Source organism: Streptomyces sp. NBC_01549, from assembly GCF_026339955.1.
Classification (GTDB): Bacteria; Actinomycetota; Actinomycetes; order Streptomycetales; family Streptomycetaceae; genus Streptomyces.
This window is the reverse complement of the sequence record NZ_JAPEPW010000006.1, coordinates 143,702-159,024: the sequence shown is the minus strand read 5'-3', so window position 1 is coordinate 159,024 and position 15,323 is coordinate 143,702. Positions and strand designations below refer to the sequence as shown.

General features: G+C 68.5%; 16 protein-coding genes and 2 pseudogenes. 7 read left to right on the top strand and 11 right to left on the bottom strand.

The annotated features are described in order from the left end of the window. Nucleotides 1-143 precede the first annotated feature (143 nt). From OG819_RS56910 to OG819_RS56900, 3 genes are all read right to left on the bottom strand, one after another. Complete coding sequence (locus OG819_RS56910; RefSeq protein ID WP_266638421.1) at nucleotides 144-512, bottom strand: nuclear transport factor 2 family protein; 369 nt, start codon at nucleotides 510-512, stop codon at nucleotides 144-146. Between the two features lie 330 nt (nucleotides 513-842). Next, a complete protein-coding gene (locus OG819_RS56905; RefSeq protein WP_266638420.1) occupies nucleotides 843-1,256 on the bottom strand; it encodes an SRPBCC family protein in 414 nt (137 codons plus the stop codon). Nucleotides 1,257-1,285: 29 nt separating this feature from the next. Next, nucleotides 1,286-2,296: an aldo/keto reductase gene (locus OG819_RS56900; RefSeq protein WP_266658102.1), complete on the bottom strand. Its 1,011-nt coding sequence runs from the start codon at nucleotides 2,294-2,296 to the stop codon at nucleotides 1,286-1,288. A gap of 147 nt (nucleotides 2,297-2,443) precedes the next feature. Between OG819_RS56900 and OG819_RS56895 the strand changes: the two genes are divergently transcribed. Continuing rightward, the gene (locus tag OG819_RS56895) at nucleotides 2,444-3,343 is read left to right on the top strand and encodes a LysR substrate-binding domain-containing protein (RefSeq protein WP_266638418.1); all 900 of its coding nucleotides are present in this window, start codon (nucleotides 2,444-2,446) and stop codon (nucleotides 3,341-3,343) included. Between the two features lie 126 nt (nucleotides 3,344-3,469). Continuing rightward, nucleotides 3,470-3,607, top strand: a pseudogene (locus OG819_RS59480) (NADP-dependent oxidoreductase); the annotation flags it as partial. A gap of 62 nt (nucleotides 3,608-3,669) precedes the next feature. Here the strand turns inward: OG819_RS59480 and OG819_RS56885 are convergent. Further along, nucleotides 3,670-4,203 carry a putative immunity protein gene (locus OG819_RS56885; RefSeq protein ID WP_266658100.1) on the bottom strand — a complete coding sequence of 178 codons (534 nt, stop codon included), beginning with the start codon at nucleotides 4,201-4,203 and terminating at the stop codon, nucleotides 3,670-3,672. 101 nt (nucleotides 4,204-4,304) lie between these two features. Here OG819_RS56885 and OG819_RS56880 point away from each other — a divergent pair, with 101 nt between their 5' ends. Then, the gene (locus OG819_RS56880; protein ID WP_266638415.1) at nucleotides 4,305-5,048 is read left to right on the top strand and encodes a bifunctional 2-polyprenyl-6-hydroxyphenol methylase/3-demethylubiquinol 3-O-methyltransferase UbiG; all 744 of its coding nucleotides are present in this window, start codon (nucleotides 4,305-4,307) and stop codon (nucleotides 5,046-5,048) included. A gap of 498 nt (nucleotides 5,049-5,546) precedes the next feature. On the opposite strand, the gene OG819_RS56875 is transcribed toward OG819_RS56880, so the two are convergent. Both OG819_RS56875 and OG819_RS56870 read right to left on the bottom strand, forming a co-directional pair. Next, entirely contained in the window at nucleotides 5,547-5,786 is a 240-nt protein-coding gene (locus tag OG819_RS56875; RefSeq protein ID WP_266658098.1) for a hypothetical protein, read from the bottom strand. Nucleotides 5,787-5,858: 72 nt separating this feature from the next. Then, a complete protein-coding gene (locus tag OG819_RS56870) occupies nucleotides 5,859-6,557 on the bottom strand; it encodes an SDR family oxidoreductase (RefSeq protein ID WP_266638413.1) in 699 nt (232 codons plus the stop codon). A gap of 645 nt (nucleotides 6,558-7,202) precedes the next feature. On the opposite strand from OG819_RS56870, the gene OG819_RS56865 reads away from it, so the two are divergent. Continuing rightward, nucleotides 7,203-7,895, top strand: coding sequence for an amidohydrolase family protein (locus OG819_RS56865; protein ID WP_266658096.1), 693 nt, complete (start codon nucleotides 7,203-7,205; stop codon nucleotides 7,893-7,895). A gap of 311 nt (nucleotides 7,896-8,206) precedes the next feature. Here the strand turns inward: OG819_RS56865 and OG819_RS56860 are convergent, their stop codons facing one another. Beyond that, nucleotides 8,207-8,833: a TetR/AcrR family transcriptional regulator gene (locus OG819_RS56860; RefSeq protein WP_266638409.1), complete on the bottom strand. Its 627-nt coding sequence runs from the start codon at nucleotides 8,831-8,833 to the stop codon at nucleotides 8,207-8,209. Between the two features lie 127 nt (nucleotides 8,834-8,960). On the opposite strand from OG819_RS56860, the gene OG819_RS56855 reads away from it, so the two are divergent. Beyond that, entirely contained in the window at nucleotides 8,961-9,917 is a 957-nt protein-coding gene (locus OG819_RS56855; RefSeq protein ID WP_266658094.1) for an alpha/beta fold hydrolase, read from the top strand. A 237-nt stretch (nucleotides 9,918-10,154) separates the two neighbouring features. On the opposite strand, the gene OG819_RS56850 is transcribed toward OG819_RS56855, so the two are convergent. Together OG819_RS56850 and OG819_RS56845 are read right to left on the bottom strand one after the other, a co-directional pair. Further along, complete coding sequence (locus tag OG819_RS56850) at nucleotides 10,155-11,705, bottom strand: APC family permease (RefSeq protein ID WP_266658092.1); 1,551 nt, start codon at nucleotides 11,703-11,705, stop codon at nucleotides 10,155-10,157. A gap of 507 nt (nucleotides 11,706-12,212) precedes the next feature. Continuing rightward, on the bottom strand, nucleotides 12,213-13,499 hold the full coding sequence (locus OG819_RS56845) for a bifunctional pirin family protein/GNAT family N-acetyltransferase (protein ID WP_266658090.1): 1,287 nt from the start codon (nucleotides 13,497-13,499) through the stop codon (nucleotides 12,213-12,215). Nucleotides 13,500-13,574: 75 nt separating this feature from the next. On the opposite strand from OG819_RS56845, the gene OG819_RS56840 reads away from it, so the two are divergent. Beyond that, nucleotides 13,575-14,057: a carboxymuconolactone decarboxylase family protein gene (locus OG819_RS56840; RefSeq protein WP_266638405.1), complete on the top strand. Its 483-nt coding sequence runs from the start codon at nucleotides 13,575-13,577 to the stop codon at nucleotides 14,055-14,057. A 108-nt stretch (nucleotides 14,058-14,165) separates the two neighbouring features. Here OG819_RS56840 and OG819_RS56835 read toward each other — a convergent pair whose 3' ends face one another. Together OG819_RS56835 and OG819_RS56830 are read right to left on the bottom strand one after the other, a co-directional pair. Next, nucleotides 14,166-14,441, bottom strand: a complete 276-nt coding sequence (locus tag OG819_RS56835; RefSeq protein WP_266658088.1) for a hypothetical protein — start codon at nucleotides 14,439-14,441, stop codon at nucleotides 14,166-14,168. 20 nt (nucleotides 14,442-14,461) lie between these two features. After that, nucleotides 14,462-14,761: a TetR/AcrR family transcriptional regulator gene (locus tag OG819_RS56830; protein WP_266658086.1), complete on the bottom strand. Its 300-nt coding sequence runs from the start codon at nucleotides 14,759-14,761 to the stop codon at nucleotides 14,462-14,464. A gap of 272 nt (nucleotides 14,762-15,033) precedes the next feature. On the opposite strand from OG819_RS56830, the pseudogene OG819_RS59475 reads away from it, so the two are divergent. Continuing rightward, nucleotides 15,034-15,213 (top strand): annotated as a pseudogene (locus OG819_RS59475) (SDR family NAD(P)-dependent oxidoreductase); the annotation flags it as partial. Nucleotides 15,214-15,323 lie beyond the last annotated feature (110 nt).

Below are 15,323 nucleotides of genomic sequence, written 5' to 3'. Positions count from 1 at the left end.
GCGAACGGCAGGGCCGCCATGGACAAGGACCGCAGGAGAGGGGCGAAGCCCTCACCGAGCACGTCCGCTTGAAACAGCAGCGAGGTTGGACGTCAAGCTCGGCAAGGCCTCTGACGGCGTTGCCCGTTCCGGGGCCCCGTTGGTCAGTCGCCGGTGATCAGGGTGTACCGGACGGTCTGCGCCTGGATGAGGCCATCCCGGAAGACGAAGGTGTCGACGCCGTCCTCCACACGCGCCGTGGGGCTGGTGGCCGACCACTCCAGGAAGAGGACCTCATCGGCGAAACGCGGCGTCAACTGCCAGTCGGCGTCGGGCAGATCGGCCAGCAGGGCACCGATGCCTTCCTTGACGCCTTCCCTGCCTCGCAGGATGCCCCGGGGGGTGATGAAGACCGCGTCGCCCGCGTAGTTGGCACTGATGCTGTCCAGATCTCCCGTGCCGAGTCGGCGCCCATGGTCGGCGAAGACCTCTTCGGGGGTGCGGGAGCCGGCCGGGGTAGGGGGCTTGGTCATGTCGTCGTCCTTCGTTGTATTGCTGGTGTTTCGGCAGTTATGGGCGTCGCAGGTCTCCGCCGCGGGCATCTCTGGTCAGGCTCCCTGAGCGCGTTCCACACAACTGGGCGCCACAGGTGGGCCGGGCCCGTTCGCCAGGAGGGCCGGCGACGGAACAGACGACCTTGCCCGCGGTGGTCGGGTGCGGACCCCGCTGGCGTCCGCGTGCGCGGGACGCGCTGACCTGGCGTGGTGTCCAGAGCCAGGGCCATCTCCTGCCTGGTCAGCCAGGCAAACAGAGTCGGCACCATGCGCAGCCGGACGGCGCCACCGAGCATCCCGTGTCCGTGTTCACGCGTCGAGTGTCTTCTTCAGTGCGGCCAGCCCCTCGGTGTAGATGCCGTGGAACAGAGTGATCGCTTCTTCCTCGCTCGTCCCTGCCGGCGTGAAGGTGCCGGCCCACTCCACGCGGCTCTCACCGCCGGACACTTCGTGCACGGTGAGGGTGGAGCGGTAGCCGGTGACGGGGAACGGGGCCTGGAGAATGGAGTAGCTGTACGTGCGCGCCTGGTTGTCGAACGCTTCGAGGCGTTCGACGATGACGCCGCCTTCGTCGCTCTTGAGGCTGCGGACGCGGCCGCCCTCGCTGAGCGTGCTCACGGGAATATAGGGCAGCCAGTCAGGCAGGGAGTCGAAGCCGCCGATGAGCTGCCAGACGCGCGCGGCGGGCACGGGGAGGTCGATGGTTGCGGTCGTAGTTGCCATGGTCGTCTCCTGAACAGGTGAGGTAGAGGTCAGGCGCTGGGTACGGGGGCGTCCTGAGCGATCAGTCCCTCCGTGCGCAGCGCCGTCCAGAAGGCCGCCGGGACCTTCTCGCCGAGTGCGGCGACGTCCTCTACGATGCGGCTCGGCCGGGAGGCACCGGGGATGGCCGCGGCGACCGCGGGGTGGGCGAGGGAGAACTGCAGCGCCGCCGCCTTGATGCCGACGCCGTGCTGCCCTGCGAGTGCCTTGATGCGCTCCACCTTGGCGATCACCGGGGCAGGGGCCTTCTGGTATTCGAAGTGCTGCCCGCCGGCCAGTACGCCGGAGCTGTACGGTCCGCCGACGACGATGTCGACGTTCTGGGCCTTCGCGGCCGGCAGCAGCCGCTGCAGGGCGCGCTCGTGGTCGAGCAGTGTGTAGCGGCCGGCCAGGAGGAACGCGTCCGGCTTCGGCTCGTCGAGGTCCAGCGTAAGCTCCAGGGGCTCGACCCGGTTGACCCCAAGGCCCCAGGCCCTGATCACGCCGTCGTCGCGCAGCTTCTGCAGCACCCGGAATGCCCCGGTACGGGATGTTTCGTATGCGGCGAGCCACTCGTCACCGTAGAAGTCCTGCGCGACGTCGTGCACCCACACGATGTCGAGGCGGTCCGTCTTCAGTCGCTTGAGGCTGTCCTCGATGGAGCGCAGCGTGGCGTCGGCCGAGTAGTCGTTGACCATCTTGTTGGGGCGTCCGTGTTCGAACAGTCCGCCCTTCTCGCCCAGGTCACGGGCGGAGGGGTCCTCGATCTCGTCGAGGATGACGCGGCCGACCTTCGTGCTCAGGACGAATTCGTCGCGGGGGCGGCCGGCCAGCGCTTCACCGAGCCGGATCTCGGAAAGACCCGCGCCGTAGAAGGGTGCGGTGTCGAAGTAGCGGATGCCGTTGTCCCAGGCGGCGTCCACGGTGGCCGCGGCCTCCTCGTCGGGTATGGCCCGGAACATGTTCCCCAGCGGTGCGGCGCCGAAGCCCAGGTCGCCGGGCAGGAAGGACTTGATGGTCATGGTGTAGATCCTTGCTGTACGAGATGTGACGGATGTTCTTTTGATGCAGTTTGCGCAGTCCGTCGGTCTGACACGTTTGAGGCTAGGATCTAGACTTGAGACTGTCCAAGACTTACTTGGACACACTTGAGTCCTTAGAGGTCTAACATGCTTGACCTGCGGCAACTCCGCTACTTCGTCGCCGTCGCCGAGACTGAACACGTCGGCCAGGCCGCCGAGCGGCTGCACATCTCCCAGTCACCGCTCAGCCGGCAGATCGCGCAACTCGAGCAGAACCTGGGCCTCACCCTGTTCGAACGCGGCCAGCAAAGAATCCGGCTCACCCGGGACGGCCAGGTCTTCCTGGCCGAAGCGCGCGCGCTACTGCGGCATGCGGATCGTCTGGAGAACCTGGGCCGTCGGCTGGGCCGCGGAGAAGAGGGCGGCCTGTGCATCGGCTATGTCTCAGACGCCATGCACACCGGCATCCTGCCCGGCGCACTACGCGCTCTGCACAACGAACGCCCAGGCATACACATCGCTCTGTACAACCTTCCGCCCACCGAGCAGTTCGAAGGCCTGCGGCAGCGCAGCCTCGACATCGCGCTCGTCCATGAACCTCCGACCGCGGATGACCCTGACCTGCTCGCCGCGCCCCTGCTCGAGGACCCGCTGCTCCTCGCTCTGCCCGCAGGGCATCCACTCGTCAACCAGGAAAAAGTGACTCCCGCGGACCTCGACGGTCAGCCGTGGATCGCAGTCGAGAATGCCCAGGACCCGGCCTGGCGGGACACATTCGTCGCCACCTGTACAGCAGCCGGCTTCACGCCCGACATCCGCCTCGACGCCGCCGAGCCGCTGACCGCGCTCGGCCTGGTCGCCTCCGGGCTCGGACTCGCACTCGTGCAGAAGAGCATGGTGCGCGCCACCACTGAGGATGTCGCGGTGCGTGAGCTTCCTTGGCACGACACCTGCATCCAACTGTGGGCCGCATGGCACCGGGTGGACCTGCGGCCCCTGGTGACATCGTTCCGCGCCACGGTCCTGAGCACGAGCAGCACCGTCTAGCCCTCGACTCCCTCATGGAGGTCGGATTCCCGCTTCTCCCGGGCTGGGACGTGGCCGGGGTCGACGAGAGCATGGGCTTCGACATGGACCAATTCCGCCCGGCCGACGAGCACAACCCATGCCTCCTTACGGAGCCTGGGCGCCGAGCCGGTGGCGTACGGGCCCGGACTCGCCCATCGCGTACGGGAGTTGGCGCCGGACAGGGTGGTTGCGGCGCTCGACTTCGCGGAGATCGACGCCGTCGACATTCCACGTTCGGTCCTCGCGCCCGGGACGGGCCCGAACCCCTGCGTGCGCGCACCTGGACGCGCACGCACTGATCGCCCTCAGGCGCGGAGAGCGGCGTCGAGATCGCGAATGAACTCGCCCACACGCCCGCCTCCGGGAGGTGTGGCGGGCAGACGTCCGAGCACCGCGGTGACCGCTTTCGGCGCGTGCTGACGCGCCCATGCAAGGGTCCCCGCAGTGACACTCCGGTCTTCCACGGCTGCCAGCTCCTCTGCTCGTGCCGCATGCGCTGCCGCACCGAGAATGTGTTTCACCTGATGAGCGCTGGCCCTGGGATGAAGGTACGCGGCGGCGGCCGCATGGCTCGCCGCTTGTGCCGCGTCGACCGCAGCGGGTGTAGCGGCCTCTTGTGCCGCTCTGTACGCCGCCCACGCGCTCTGCCGCAGAGCGCCCGTGCGCCGGCCGCCACCAGCGAAGGCGTCCGCTGCGTCGATGGCGTCGCGCGGGCGGGTGTCAGTGGGAAGACTCTGTTCGAAAATCGACAACGCCCTGCGCGCGCAATCAGCCGCGTAGCCCGCGATCTCACGAAGTTCGTGTTCGCGCAGCTCAATCTTGTCTGATTCGGTTGGCACGGCTCCATCTTGCCGCAGGCCGCCAACCGACGCGGAGACGCCCTCATGGCCGCGTACAAATTCGCTGGACATCGCGTAGGCCGGCGGCGAGCGTTGACGGAATGCAGCAGGAGAAGATCTGGGACGCCGATGCCGCCCGGCGCTATGACACGCCCGGCTCAGGCATGTTCGCACCCGAGGTATTGGAACCGACCGTGGACCGTCTCGCCCGGCTCGCAGGGGACGGAGCAGCGCTTGAGTTCGCTGTCGGGACCGGCCGGGTAGCCGTCCCGCTCGCCGGGCGAGGAGTCTCTGTCACCGGCATCGAGCTGTCGCTCCCGATGGTGGAGCAACTGCGAACCAAGGCAGATGAAGCAGCGATCCCGGTGATCATCGGTGACATGGCGACCACCGTCGCCCCCGGCAAGTACACCCTTGTCTACCTCGTCTACAACACGATCTCCAACCTGCTCACCCAGGACGAGCAGGTCCAGTGCTTCCGCAACGCTGCCCGCCACCTCGTGCCTGGTGGTCGGTTCGTGATCGAGCTATGGGTACCCGAGTTGCGCCAGCTCCCGCCGGGCCGAACGGCAACCGTCTGGGAGTCCGAACCCGGCTACATCGGTTTGGACACCTACGACGTTCTGCGCCAGCACGTGGTGTCGCACCACTTCCGCTTCGATGAGAGCGAGCAGGCGCGGTTGTTCCGCAGCCCGCATCGGTACATCTGGCCGGCCGAACTCGACCTCATGGCCCAGCTGGCCGGATTCGACCTGGAGACCAGGCACGCGGACTGGGACGGCGCCGCATTCACCGCCGAGTCGCGTTCTCACGTCTCCGTCTACCGAATCCCGCCAGGGCAGTAGCTCCGCCATGGCCCCGGGATGGACGCCACGTCTCCGGTCTGTCTTGTCCCGTGTGGCTTTGTCAGTGGAATCCACCGGCTACGACGGCGCCGGGTCGGTTGGCACTCTGTTCGGTCGTCGGGATCGAGGTTCGCCCATGCGGCCGAGACGGTGTTGAGGAACTCGGTCCGGTTCGTGTCCGGCCGGTGTGCGCGGGCGTTGGCGGTGTTCTGTCCGCCCACTCCGAGGATGTAGTTCAGTAGCGCGGACACGGCGGTGCACTGGGCGGTGTCGGGTACTCCGAGCGCGAGGGTGCCGCTCGCCGCCAGCGCCAACGTGTCCGCCTCCAAATCGGCAACGCCCTGGGCGCCTGGCTCGGCGGCCTCGCCATCAGCGTCGGCCTCGGCTATACGGCTCCGCTGTACGTCGGCGCCGGCCTCGTCCTGATCGGCCTCGTCGTGATGTCGGTTGCCGCGCGTCGATCGGGTCGGTCAGAGTCCGACACCACGGACCACCGCCCTATGCCCTGACCGGGACGTCGGCGAATCGCTTGTGCGGTTCGGCGGCACCGCGGTCGCCGTGGACGACATGGACGACGTGGACGAGCGCCAGATTGTGCACCTGGGACGCGAACGCCAGCGTGCTGCAACGGGCGGGAATGCGCACCTGCCATGCGCGCCCTCGCCCGAGGCCAAGAGCGGCTGTCTCGGCGAGTCGAGCGCTCAGGACGACGACATCCAAGTCCGTGTTCGTGGGCATCATCCTGCCCTCACCGCTGCTCCGCTCCGGGTACCTCAGGTCTCGCCGGTCCCGAGCCGTCTTCCGTCTCGTTCACGCGGTCGGGTAAAGGAGTTCCAGGGGGCCGGACAGTGCGGCGCGTACCCTTCGGGCGGTTTCGTCCACGAGCACCTCCAACTCGTCGCGGCTGATCGCGTCCATGGTCTGTGCCGCGACTTCCGCAGCCTCCACCTTCGGAGCGTCGACTTCGACGGTGGCGTCGGTGTCCACATAGCCCACGTGCACACCGATGACCATCGTCCCCTGCTCACGCAGTCCCACGCGCAGCGCGTTGGTGATCGACCATTGGGCGGCCTTCGACGCCGCGTAACCGGGGAACCGGTTGTTCGCCCGCCACGAGGCCACCGAGAGCATGTTCACCAGGGCTCCGCCACCGTTGGCGGCGAGGACGGGCGCGAAAGCGCGCGAGACCGCCCAGGTGCCCAGATAGTTCACCTCCAGCTCTTTCCGCGCGCCCTCCAAAGAGCCCTCCAGGAGGTCCGGCCCGGCCTGGATGCCGGCATTGTTGATCACGATGGTCGCGTCGGACGCCGTCATCGCCGCGGCCGCGATCTGGTCCGGGTCGGTGACGTCCAGGCGCAGTGGTTCCAGTCCGGGCGCTTCGAAGTCGTCGGGGCTGCGGACGCCCGCGTACACCTTGGCGGCGCCCCGTGCCAGCAGAGCGTGCGTGAATGCCCGGCCGATTCCCCGGTTCGCGCCGGTCACCAGCGCAACTGATCCTTCGATTTCCATCGGGCACCTCGTTCCACGGTTCACCTGTCCGGGCGTGTGCTGTCCGAACCAAGGCGGCGCCGGCGAGGCGCCGCCTCTCTACTCATCCTGGAGCCTGCGGCGTGGCATCACATCATGTGGGGTTCGTGGTGGTGCCGGCACACGGCTGCGTAACGGCCGGCGGCAGCATGCGCTGACAGCGGAGGACCGACGGTGTTGATCAGGTCCGGTAACTGTGTGGGTGGCGAAGTGCCCTTCGCGGGGCAGGGACTGTCAGCTGAGACCGACAGGCGACGGGATACGACCAGCAAGGTAAGGTAAGGCTAAGTTTACTTGATGGATGTTCGGTTGGGGGTGCCCTCAGCCTTCCTCTGGGCGGGGCGATCACGTCGACTCGCTGACCGCGTCTGCACGTCTCCGGCGTGGTCACATCCATGGCAGTCCCGTCGAGACCGTGTGTCGCCGCAGATGGAGGCTTTATGGCGGACTTCGTAAGCGCCCAGCGCAGGCTCCCAGGAGGAGACCTGTCCCCGGCGACCGCGCTGACGCTCGACCGGGTACGGCTCGGTGCGGGAGGACCGCTCGTCCGCCTGCGTGTGGCGGGCGGCAGCATCACCCATGTCGTCGCGGACGAGGGCGCCGGGGGTCGAGCGATACCGTCCGGCGGTGAGCGGGTCCTCGATCTGGAGGGGCGGGTGCTGCTGCCGGGCCTGTGGGACGCCCACGTACACATGGCGGAGTGGGCGAGCGTCCGGCACCGGCTGGACCTGGCTGGTGCGGCTCATGCGGCGGGCCGCCGCGCATGGAATCGAGCCGGCGGTGCACGCCATCGGCGACCGCGCCAACACCGTGGCCCTGGACGCCTTCGAGGCGGTGCGCTGCCGTGGCCGGATCGAGCACGCGCAGTTGCTGAGCCCCGAAGACCTCCCGAGATTCGCGCGGTTGGGTGTCACGGCGGGGGTGCAGCCCCGGCACGCGACGGATGACCGTGATGTGGCGGACCGGCACTGGGCCGGGCGCACCGAGCGGGCCTTCGCCTACGCCGATCTGCTGGCCGCCGGGGCCCGTCTGGAGTTCGGTTCGGACGCCCCGGTCTCGCCGCTCGACCCCTGGCTCGCCATCGCGTCGGCCGTCAGCCGTACCGATGACGATCGCCCCGCGTGGCACCCGGAGCAGCGCCTGTCCGTCCCGGACGCGCTCGTCGCGGCGGCCCGCGGGCGCCGGCTCATCAGGGTCGGGGACCCCGCCGACCTGGTGGTCGTGGACGTGGACCCGCTGAAGGCCGACACGGACACCCTGCGCACGATGCCCGTGCACGCCACGATGACGGACGGCCGCTGGACCCATGGGCCGTACTGAGGCGGGGCGCGGCGTCGTGCTGTGCGCTCCTGCCACCGTTCGACGACCAGTGAAAGGCCGATGCACATGTCGTCCCCCGACACGGCCCCGTATTCCGTTGGGAAAGGTGCCGGTGTCGTAGTGGATGCCCTTGCCGCGCATGATGGACGCCTCCGATAAGAATCACTGTCTCGCTTACGGCGCGATCCTCGAGTCTCCAGCGGCGTCAGGGTCAAGTCCGGTTGGCGGTCAGTCCTGGTGGTCAGTCCTGTGAACCAGCACGTGCGTCGGAGAGCAGCGCGTCCGGTGTGCGCCGGGGACGGCGGCCGAGGTCATGCGGGCGGCGGGGAGTACCCGGGATTCGCGAAGATCCGGTCCAGATGATGGCGCAGTACCGCGATGGCCGACTCCGGCCCCCGCTGGCCCACGAGGATGCTGGTCCCCATGCCCGCCGCCATGGCCAGGAGGCTGATGGCCTCCGTGCGCGCGTCGATGTCACGGTCGGCCAGACCGGATTCCTGCGCTTGCCGAAGCAGGCGGGTCAGGGCGTTCTCGGCGGCGTCGGGGTTGTCGATGAACGGTTGGGCGGCGAGTGCCTCGTCGGTCACGGACAGGATCGAGTACGAACTGTAGAGCAGGTGGAAGGTGCGGCTCTCCTCGTCGGTCGGGAGTGAGGCCAGCAGCAGCGCCTCGATGGTCGCGCGCGGGCCCGGGTCCTGACCGGCGGCGCGAAGGCGGGCGCCCACGCGCGCGGTGAAGAGGCCGGTCAGATGCTGCAGTCCGTAGAAGAGCAGTTTCTCCTTGGTCTGGAAGTAGTACTGCACGAGTCGGAGCGACACTCCGGCCTCGGAGGCCACGTCGCGCATACCGACCGCGTGCAGCCCGCGCCGTCCGGCGACCCGGATGAGCGCCTCGGCGATCTGGGTGCGCCGTTCCTCGTGGTCCACGAGCTTTGGCATGGGTCGTGTCTCCGCCCGTCGATGGTCACTTCGCCGTCCGGATCTTCCCGGACTCTTTTATGGTACCGCCGTATCACCTTTGTGATACGGTCGTATCACAAAGAGTCGGTCTCCCCGGAGGTGCCCTGTGTCCGCGCACACGACCCGAACCAGCCCACGCCGCGACATCGGTCACTACGTCAACGACACCTTGCGCGACCGGTACTTCGCCGCCTGCGACGTCCTCTACGCCATGGGTGCGCCCGCCCGCTCCGAGACAGACGTGGAGACCAGCTTCGGCACCACGCACGTCTACCGGTACGGTCCCGCGGACCCCGCTGACGACTCCCGTACACCAGTCGTCCTGATCCACGGTTCCGGAGGCTGCTCCGCGCAGTGGTACCCCAACACCCCCGGCCTCAGTGCCGAACGCCCCGTGTACGCGCTCGACACCCCTGGCGACCCCGGCCGCAGCGTCCACCGCGAACCGATGTGGCAGCCGGAGCGTGCGGCCCAGTGGCTCGACGAGGCGCTCGACGCCCTCGGCCTCGACCGGGTTCACCTCGTCGGCTCCTCCTACGGCGGCTGGCTGGTGCTCAACCAGGCACACCGCAAGCCCGGCAGGCTCGCCTCGGTCACCCTGCTCGACCCCGGCGGTCTGGAGAAGGTGGGCCTGCGCTTCTTCACCTGGATCTTCGTCAGCCTCTTCGCGACCTTCGCCCCCAAGGCGCTGCGCACGCGTCTCGCCTCCTGGCTGGAGCAGCCGGTACTCGTGGTTCCTGAGCTGCGCGCGTGGATCCAGGCGAGTGTCCGGGCCTTCCGGATACGCCGCCCCGCGCCGCTGCCGCTGACCGAGGACGAGTTGCGCGGCATCCGCACGCCGCTCTACCTCGTCCTCGGCAAGCGAAGCCTGCTTGTGCACCCGAAGCGGCAACTGGAGCGCGTACCACGTCTGGTCCCCGGAGCCCGCGCCGAGATCATCGCCGACACCGGCCACGGCCCCGCGATCGACCACCCCGACCTGCTCAACGTCCGGATGCTGAGTTTCATGGAGGACATCGACTCCTTCGGCCCGACCACGGATCGCGGCGATGCCGACGCGTGACCTGACGCCCAGCGGAATCGGCGCCCGGCTGGTGGCCGGACGCCGATACCCGTCAGGTCAGGCCGGTGATGTGACGGCCCGGTTCTTCGCCCGGCATCTCGGCGCGTCCAGGGCCGCTTTCCACTCCGGCACGGCGCGCTCCGCCAGATGGGCGTTGTACCGGACGACGAAACGCCGGAACGGGCCGACAGGCCCCGGACAGGGCCCGCCGGTCCGTCCGGCGTCGTGAGCGGATGCTCAGCTCTGGGTTACTCCCGCGGTGGCCGCCTTCTTGGCCTCGGCCCGGGTCGGTGCGCCGAGCGCCCAGAAGATCACACCCGTGATGATGAAGACGGCCAGCGGCACCGCCTCCGTCAGCAGATAGGTCCAGCGTTCGCCATAGCTCCAGCCGTCCGGCCGGAAGTCCGAACTGAACCAGTCGAAGGGTGCGCCCGGGACCAGCAGTTGCACCGATGCGAACAGGATGAGCAGCGTCAGCACGATCGTGATCGGCCAGGCGGCGGGCGCCCGGTAGGCGCGCTCCACCTGCGGGTACTTGCGGCGGAGCACCGGCAGCGCCGGGAAGATGCCGAGGTAGCTGATGAGCGTCGTGGACACGGCGAGCCCGAGTACGGCTCCGAAGAGTTTGCCCGCATCGCCGCCGGTGAGCTGGTGGGCGAGGATCAGCACGCCGGTGGAGAGCACTCCGCTGAGCAGGTTGACCCGGACCGGCGTGCCGAACCGCTCGGAGATCACACCCAGGCCGCGGGGCGCGGCGCCGTCGTACCCGGAGACCGCCAGCGCGCGGTCCGAGCCCATGATCCAGGTGACGCCCGAGGAGAGCACGGTCAGGATGAACATCACTGCGGCCAGATCGCCCAGCACGGTCCCGGCCCCGCTGAGGGTGACCGTGCCGTCGGAGGCGACGTGGCCGCCGTAGACGGTGAACACCTGCCGGATGGCGTCGAGGAAGCCGCCGAGACCGGTGATGGCCTTGACCGGGAGGACCAGCAGGATGCCGAGAATCGGCAGGCCGTACAGCAGTACGCCCAGCCCGGCGGCGCGGAAGATGCCGTACGGGATGTCCTTCTGCGCGTCGGTCATCTCGTCGCCCGCGGTGTTGGGCAATTCGAAGCCGACGTAGTTGAACATCAGGACCGGAACCAGGCCGACGAAGCCGGCATACGTCGGGGAGAAGTCACCGAAGCCAAAACCGTGCAGGCCGTGTTTGAGGGCGTAGATGACCACGGTGAGCGTGAAAAGGCCGAGCAGTACGAAACGGGACCACGCCCCGGCGGTGGGGATCCACTTGCCGACATCGAAGGAGAGGATCGCCGCGAGCACGCCCACCCAGATGAATATCAGGGTGAAGACGTAGAAGGCGGGGGTGCTCAGATCCTTTCCGTCATTGAAGAAGGTGGTGAACGCGGCGACCGCCGAGACGGAGAGGGTGCCACCGAGCCAGACCGGATTGGTCACCCAGTAAAGGAAGTTGTTGACCGCTCCGGCCAGCCGCCCGAAGGCCCGGCTGGTCCAGATGTACGGGCCGCCCTCCTCCGCGAAGGCCGTGCCCAGTTCCGCGGTGAGCAGCGCTGACGGCACGAAAAAGATGACCGCCAGCACGATCAGCCAGGTGAACGCCTCCGCCCCGGAGGCAGCCACCGTACCGATGGTGTCGAGGCCGACGAGGGTGCAGACCAGGAAGAACAGGATGTCGAAGCGGCCGAAGTGTTTGCGGAGTTTGTTCCGTTCGGACGCCGCCGCGAGAGTGGTGGTATCCACCTCGATTTTGGACAGACCAGCGGACACCCGGACCTCCTGCTGATAAGCAACGATATGTTTGCCACATCGTGTAACGGCGTTCCGACGGGCGACAAGGGTCGAATCCAATTCTTGACCAAATCCCAAGTTCGGCGCACCATCGGAAACGTCGACGAAATGTACTCGCTACGTTAGGGGGAAAGCCGGTAACAGTGTGGAGTGACCGCCCGAATCGGTCCACACATGGCGATTTCGAACGCGGCGGCTCGGGTTGACCGCGGTCACACGGTCGGGGTTCTCGGCCGGATCGTCGGCGGCATCACCGGCCGACGCCTGCGTGCCCGTGTTGTTGAACGCCGGGACCGGCCCAGTCCGCGGTCCTCCTGCTCGGTGCGCATACCGTCCGGCGGTTTCTTCTGGGCCTGTCCGTCGTGTGGGCGCCTGTGGCGTGCTGATACGGCAGGCGGATCGCGGAGTCGACGCCGGCCTCCCGCGTGATCAGCCCGTCAGCGTCCGCGCGTCGAGTGGTCCGACGAGCCGCTCGGAGGTGCGGGGTCAGCCCAGTTCCGCGTCCAGCCATGCCAGGACCTCGGGGGTCACGGGCTCGGTGATGTCGGCGAACTCGTCGTGCTTCTTCAGGAACTTCGCGACGTAGGGGCACACGGGCACGATCCGCATGCCCAGGTCGCGCACGTCGGTGAGCGCGTACTGGACCAACTGCGCGGCCAGGCCCTGCCCGGCGAAGGCGTCGTCGACCTCCGTGTGGAAAAAGACGCGCTGTTCACCGCGGTCGCGGTAGGCGGTGAGGCCGGCCCGCTTGCCGTCGACCAGGATTTCGTAGCGATGCCTGGCGTCGTTCCGCTCGACGGTCGCGGCGGCGGGAGACGCGGGAGACTCGGTCATGGGGTGTCCTTCGGGTGCGGGGCGGCGACGCGGCGGGTTGCCGCGCGGTGTGATGACGGCATTCGGAAGAACGGGAGCGGGAAGACGGTCCCCCGGGTATCCCTCGACGGCGCCGAAGCGATCGGAGGCGTTCGCCCAGTCCTCCCGGGCACGGACAATGTCCTCGTGGCTACGGCCGATGAAGTTCCACCACATGACGATCTCCTCCTCGAACGGGGTTCCGCCGAGCAGCACGGTGCGAGCCGGGCCGTCCGACTCGTTCGTCAACGTCAGAGCGGTGGCTCCGGGCTGGGCGTAGCCCAACTCGGCCGGACGCAGCAAGGTGTCGGCCATGCGGACGTCTCCGTGGTCGACGAGCAGTCCGTGCTCGAAGCCGGGGTCCACGGCGAACGTCACCGTCGCGCGAGGCTCGAGGACGATCTCGGCGCCGAGCAGGGGTGTGAAGGTGGCCACGGGGGACTCCTGACCGGCGAGGGAGCCCAGGAAGACCCGGATCTCGGCCCCGTCGACCCGTAGGGGCTCCGGTACGTGGTGCTGGAAGTTCCGCTCGGCGTGCCGGTGTTCTTCGGGCAGCGCCACCCACAGCTGGACCCCGTGCAGGATCGTGGTCCGCGGCGTGGACACCTCCGAGTGGCTGATGCCGTGCCCGCCCGTCATGAGGTTCAGCTCGCCGGGCCGTACGTACGCGTGGCTGCCGAGGCTGTCGCGGTGCTCGATCTCTCCGCTGAACAGCCAGCTCACCGTCTGCAGCCCGGTGTGCGGATGCGGGGCGACCTCCATGCCGCCCGTCTCGGCGACGTCGTCGGGACCGTAGTGGTCGGCGAAGCACCAGGCTCCGATCAGGGTCCGCGCGCGCTGCGGCAACGTACGCCGCACGGTCATCGCGCGCGGGCCGCCCAGGGGTACGTCACGTGGGGAGAGGACGTCGACATCGTTCACTGGGGGACCGCCTTCCGTCGCCATGATAGTTTCATATTCAACCATGCTTGGATCATAGTAGGACGGAGTCCGGGGTTGAGCGGCCACGCGACAGGATCCGCGACGCGGCGGATCTTCATCGACAAGCAGAGTCCGAAGGCGTACCACGCGCTGGTCCAGACGTCGGAAGCGGTGCGCGCGACAGCCGCCGACGCGGGGCTCGACCGAAGCCTGGTGGAGCTGATCAACCTCCGCGTGTCGCAGATCAACGGCTGCGCCTACTGCCTCAACGCGCACACCCGGGCCGCCCTGCGCGCGGGCGAGACGGTGCAGCGACTCGGAGTGCTGGCCGCCTGGCGGGACACGGAACTGTTCACTCCCGCGGAACGGGCGGCCCTCGCGTTGGCGGAGGCGACGACCGAGCCGACCGACGCCGCCGCGCAGGAATCCGCCTGGGCGGCCGCCCGTGACGCCCTCACCGACGACCAGATCTCCGCGGTGATCTGGGTGGCGGTCACCATCAACGCGTTCAACCGGGTCTCGATCATGAGCAAGCATCCGGTGCGTACGGAACAGTGATCCCACTGGGGGCCACCGCGGCTCGGCGGGCCCCCTTCATCAGTTCTTCGGGCAACTCCCTGTCGCGATCTGCGCGGGCCCCGGGGTGCGGTGCTGCGGCGTCACCGGTCAGTCCGACAGGATGCCGTGCTGCAGCAGGTCGACGAGCTTCGCCGCGAGATCGGGCCGACCCTCGGTGCCGGCGATGAGGCTGATTCCGCCGAGCGCCGTGAGTACGTCATGAGCCCCCACTTGCGCCCGGGTGACCCCCTGGTCGGCACCGGCGGCGAGGAGGTGGTCGATCGCCCCGGTGAGGTTGGCGCGGGTCTGCAACCGCTCGCCGTCGTCGGTCAGTACCACGCGGAGCGCGTCGGCCATGCCGTGCTTGGCGGCCATGAAGTCCATGAAGCGCTCCATCCATGTCTTCAGGGCGCGCGCCGGGGGAGTGAGGCCGCGAGTTCGGGCGCCGCTTCGCACAAGAGTTGCACTTCGTGGCGGTACGTCGCCTCGATCAGCAGTTCCTTGGAAGGGAACCGCCGATAGAGCGTGCCGACGCCGACGCCGGCCTCGCGGGCGATGTCCTTGACCGAGGCGTCGAATCCGTCGCGGGCGAAGGCGGCTGCCGCGGCTTCGAGCAACCGGTCCTCGTTGCGCTGGGCGTCGGCTCGCAGCGGCCGGTGCCGCCTTGTTGCGTCGTTCTTGTTGTCGGCCGATCCCCGCTCCATCCTCTGACACTTGCAACCGGAACCAGTTCCGCTTATGGTCCAGCCGGAACCGGTTCCGGATAACAGATTACTGCGGCTCCGGGCATGGTCGCGTGTACGGCCGTATCCGGCCGCATCTCCGAGACGCATGACCCTTCCTCGCCCGCACACGGGCAGGGGACACGCGCCCAAGGCGGGCCGGTGCCGACCCGGCAGACCCCCTTCGTCGGCTGCGGAGCGGCGACATTCTCGCGTCCTGGCACCTGCGCGCCGCGGAGGACTCCCCGCGGCGGGTGGCGGACCTGGTCAACATCAGTTCAACCGCGGGCCGGGTCGCCCGGCCCGGGACGGCCGTCTACAACCTGACGAAGTTCGGCGTCAACGGATTCACCGAAGCCCTGCGGCAGGAGGTCATGCACAAGCGCCTCCGGGTGAGCGTGGTCGAGCCCGGCACCGTGGACACCGAGTTGAGCACGCACCTCCGCGACGGTGTGCGGCAGGCGATCGAGCGACAGATCGCGACGGCATGGAACTGCTGCGCCCCGAGGACATCGCCGACGCGGTCTCCTACATCGTCACTCGG

What these genes read in the sequence shown, in the direction of transcription:
- OG819_RS56895 (WP_266638418.1), top strand. Translation starts at nt 2,444, where the DNA reads ATGCTTGACCTGCGGCAACTCCGCTACTTCGTCGCCGTCGCCGAGACT.
- OG819_RS56835 (WP_266658088.1), bottom strand. Translation starts at nt 14,441, where the DNA reads ATGGACTTCATGGCCGCCAAGCACGGCATGGCCGACGCGCTCCGCGTG.
- OG819_RS56875 (WP_266658098.1), bottom strand. Translation starts at nt 5,786, where the DNA reads ATGCCCACGAACACGGACTTGGATGTCGTCGTCCTGAGCGCTCGACTC.
- OG819_RS56905 (WP_266638420.1), bottom strand. Translation starts at nt 1,256, where the DNA reads ATGGCAACTACGACCGCAACCATCGACCTCCCCGTGCCCGCCGCGCGC.
- OG819_RS56880 (WP_266638415.1), top strand. Translation starts at nt 4,305, where the DNA reads ATGCAGCAGGAGAAGATCTGGGACGCCGATGCCGCCCGGCGCTATGAC.
- OG819_RS56860 (WP_266638409.1), bottom strand. Translation starts at nt 8,833, where the DNA reads ATGCCAAAGCTCGTGGACCACGAGGAACGGCGCACCCAGATCGCCGAG.
- OG819_RS56870 (WP_266638413.1), bottom strand. Translation starts at nt 6,557, where the DNA reads ATGGAAATCGAAGGATCAGTTGCGCTGGTGACCGGCGCGAACCGGGGA.
- OG819_RS56830 (WP_266658086.1), bottom strand. Translation starts at nt 14,761, where the DNA reads ATGGAGCGGGGATCGGCCGACAACAAGAACGACGCAACAAGGCGGCAC.
- OG819_RS56900 (WP_266658102.1), bottom strand. Translation starts at nt 2,296, where the DNA reads ATGACCATCAAGTCCTTCCTGCCCGGCGACCTGGGCTTCGGCGCCGCA.
- OG819_RS56910 (WP_266638421.1), bottom strand. Translation starts at nt 512, where the DNA reads ATGACCAAGCCCCCTACCCCGGCCGGCTCCCGCACCCCCGAAGAGGTC.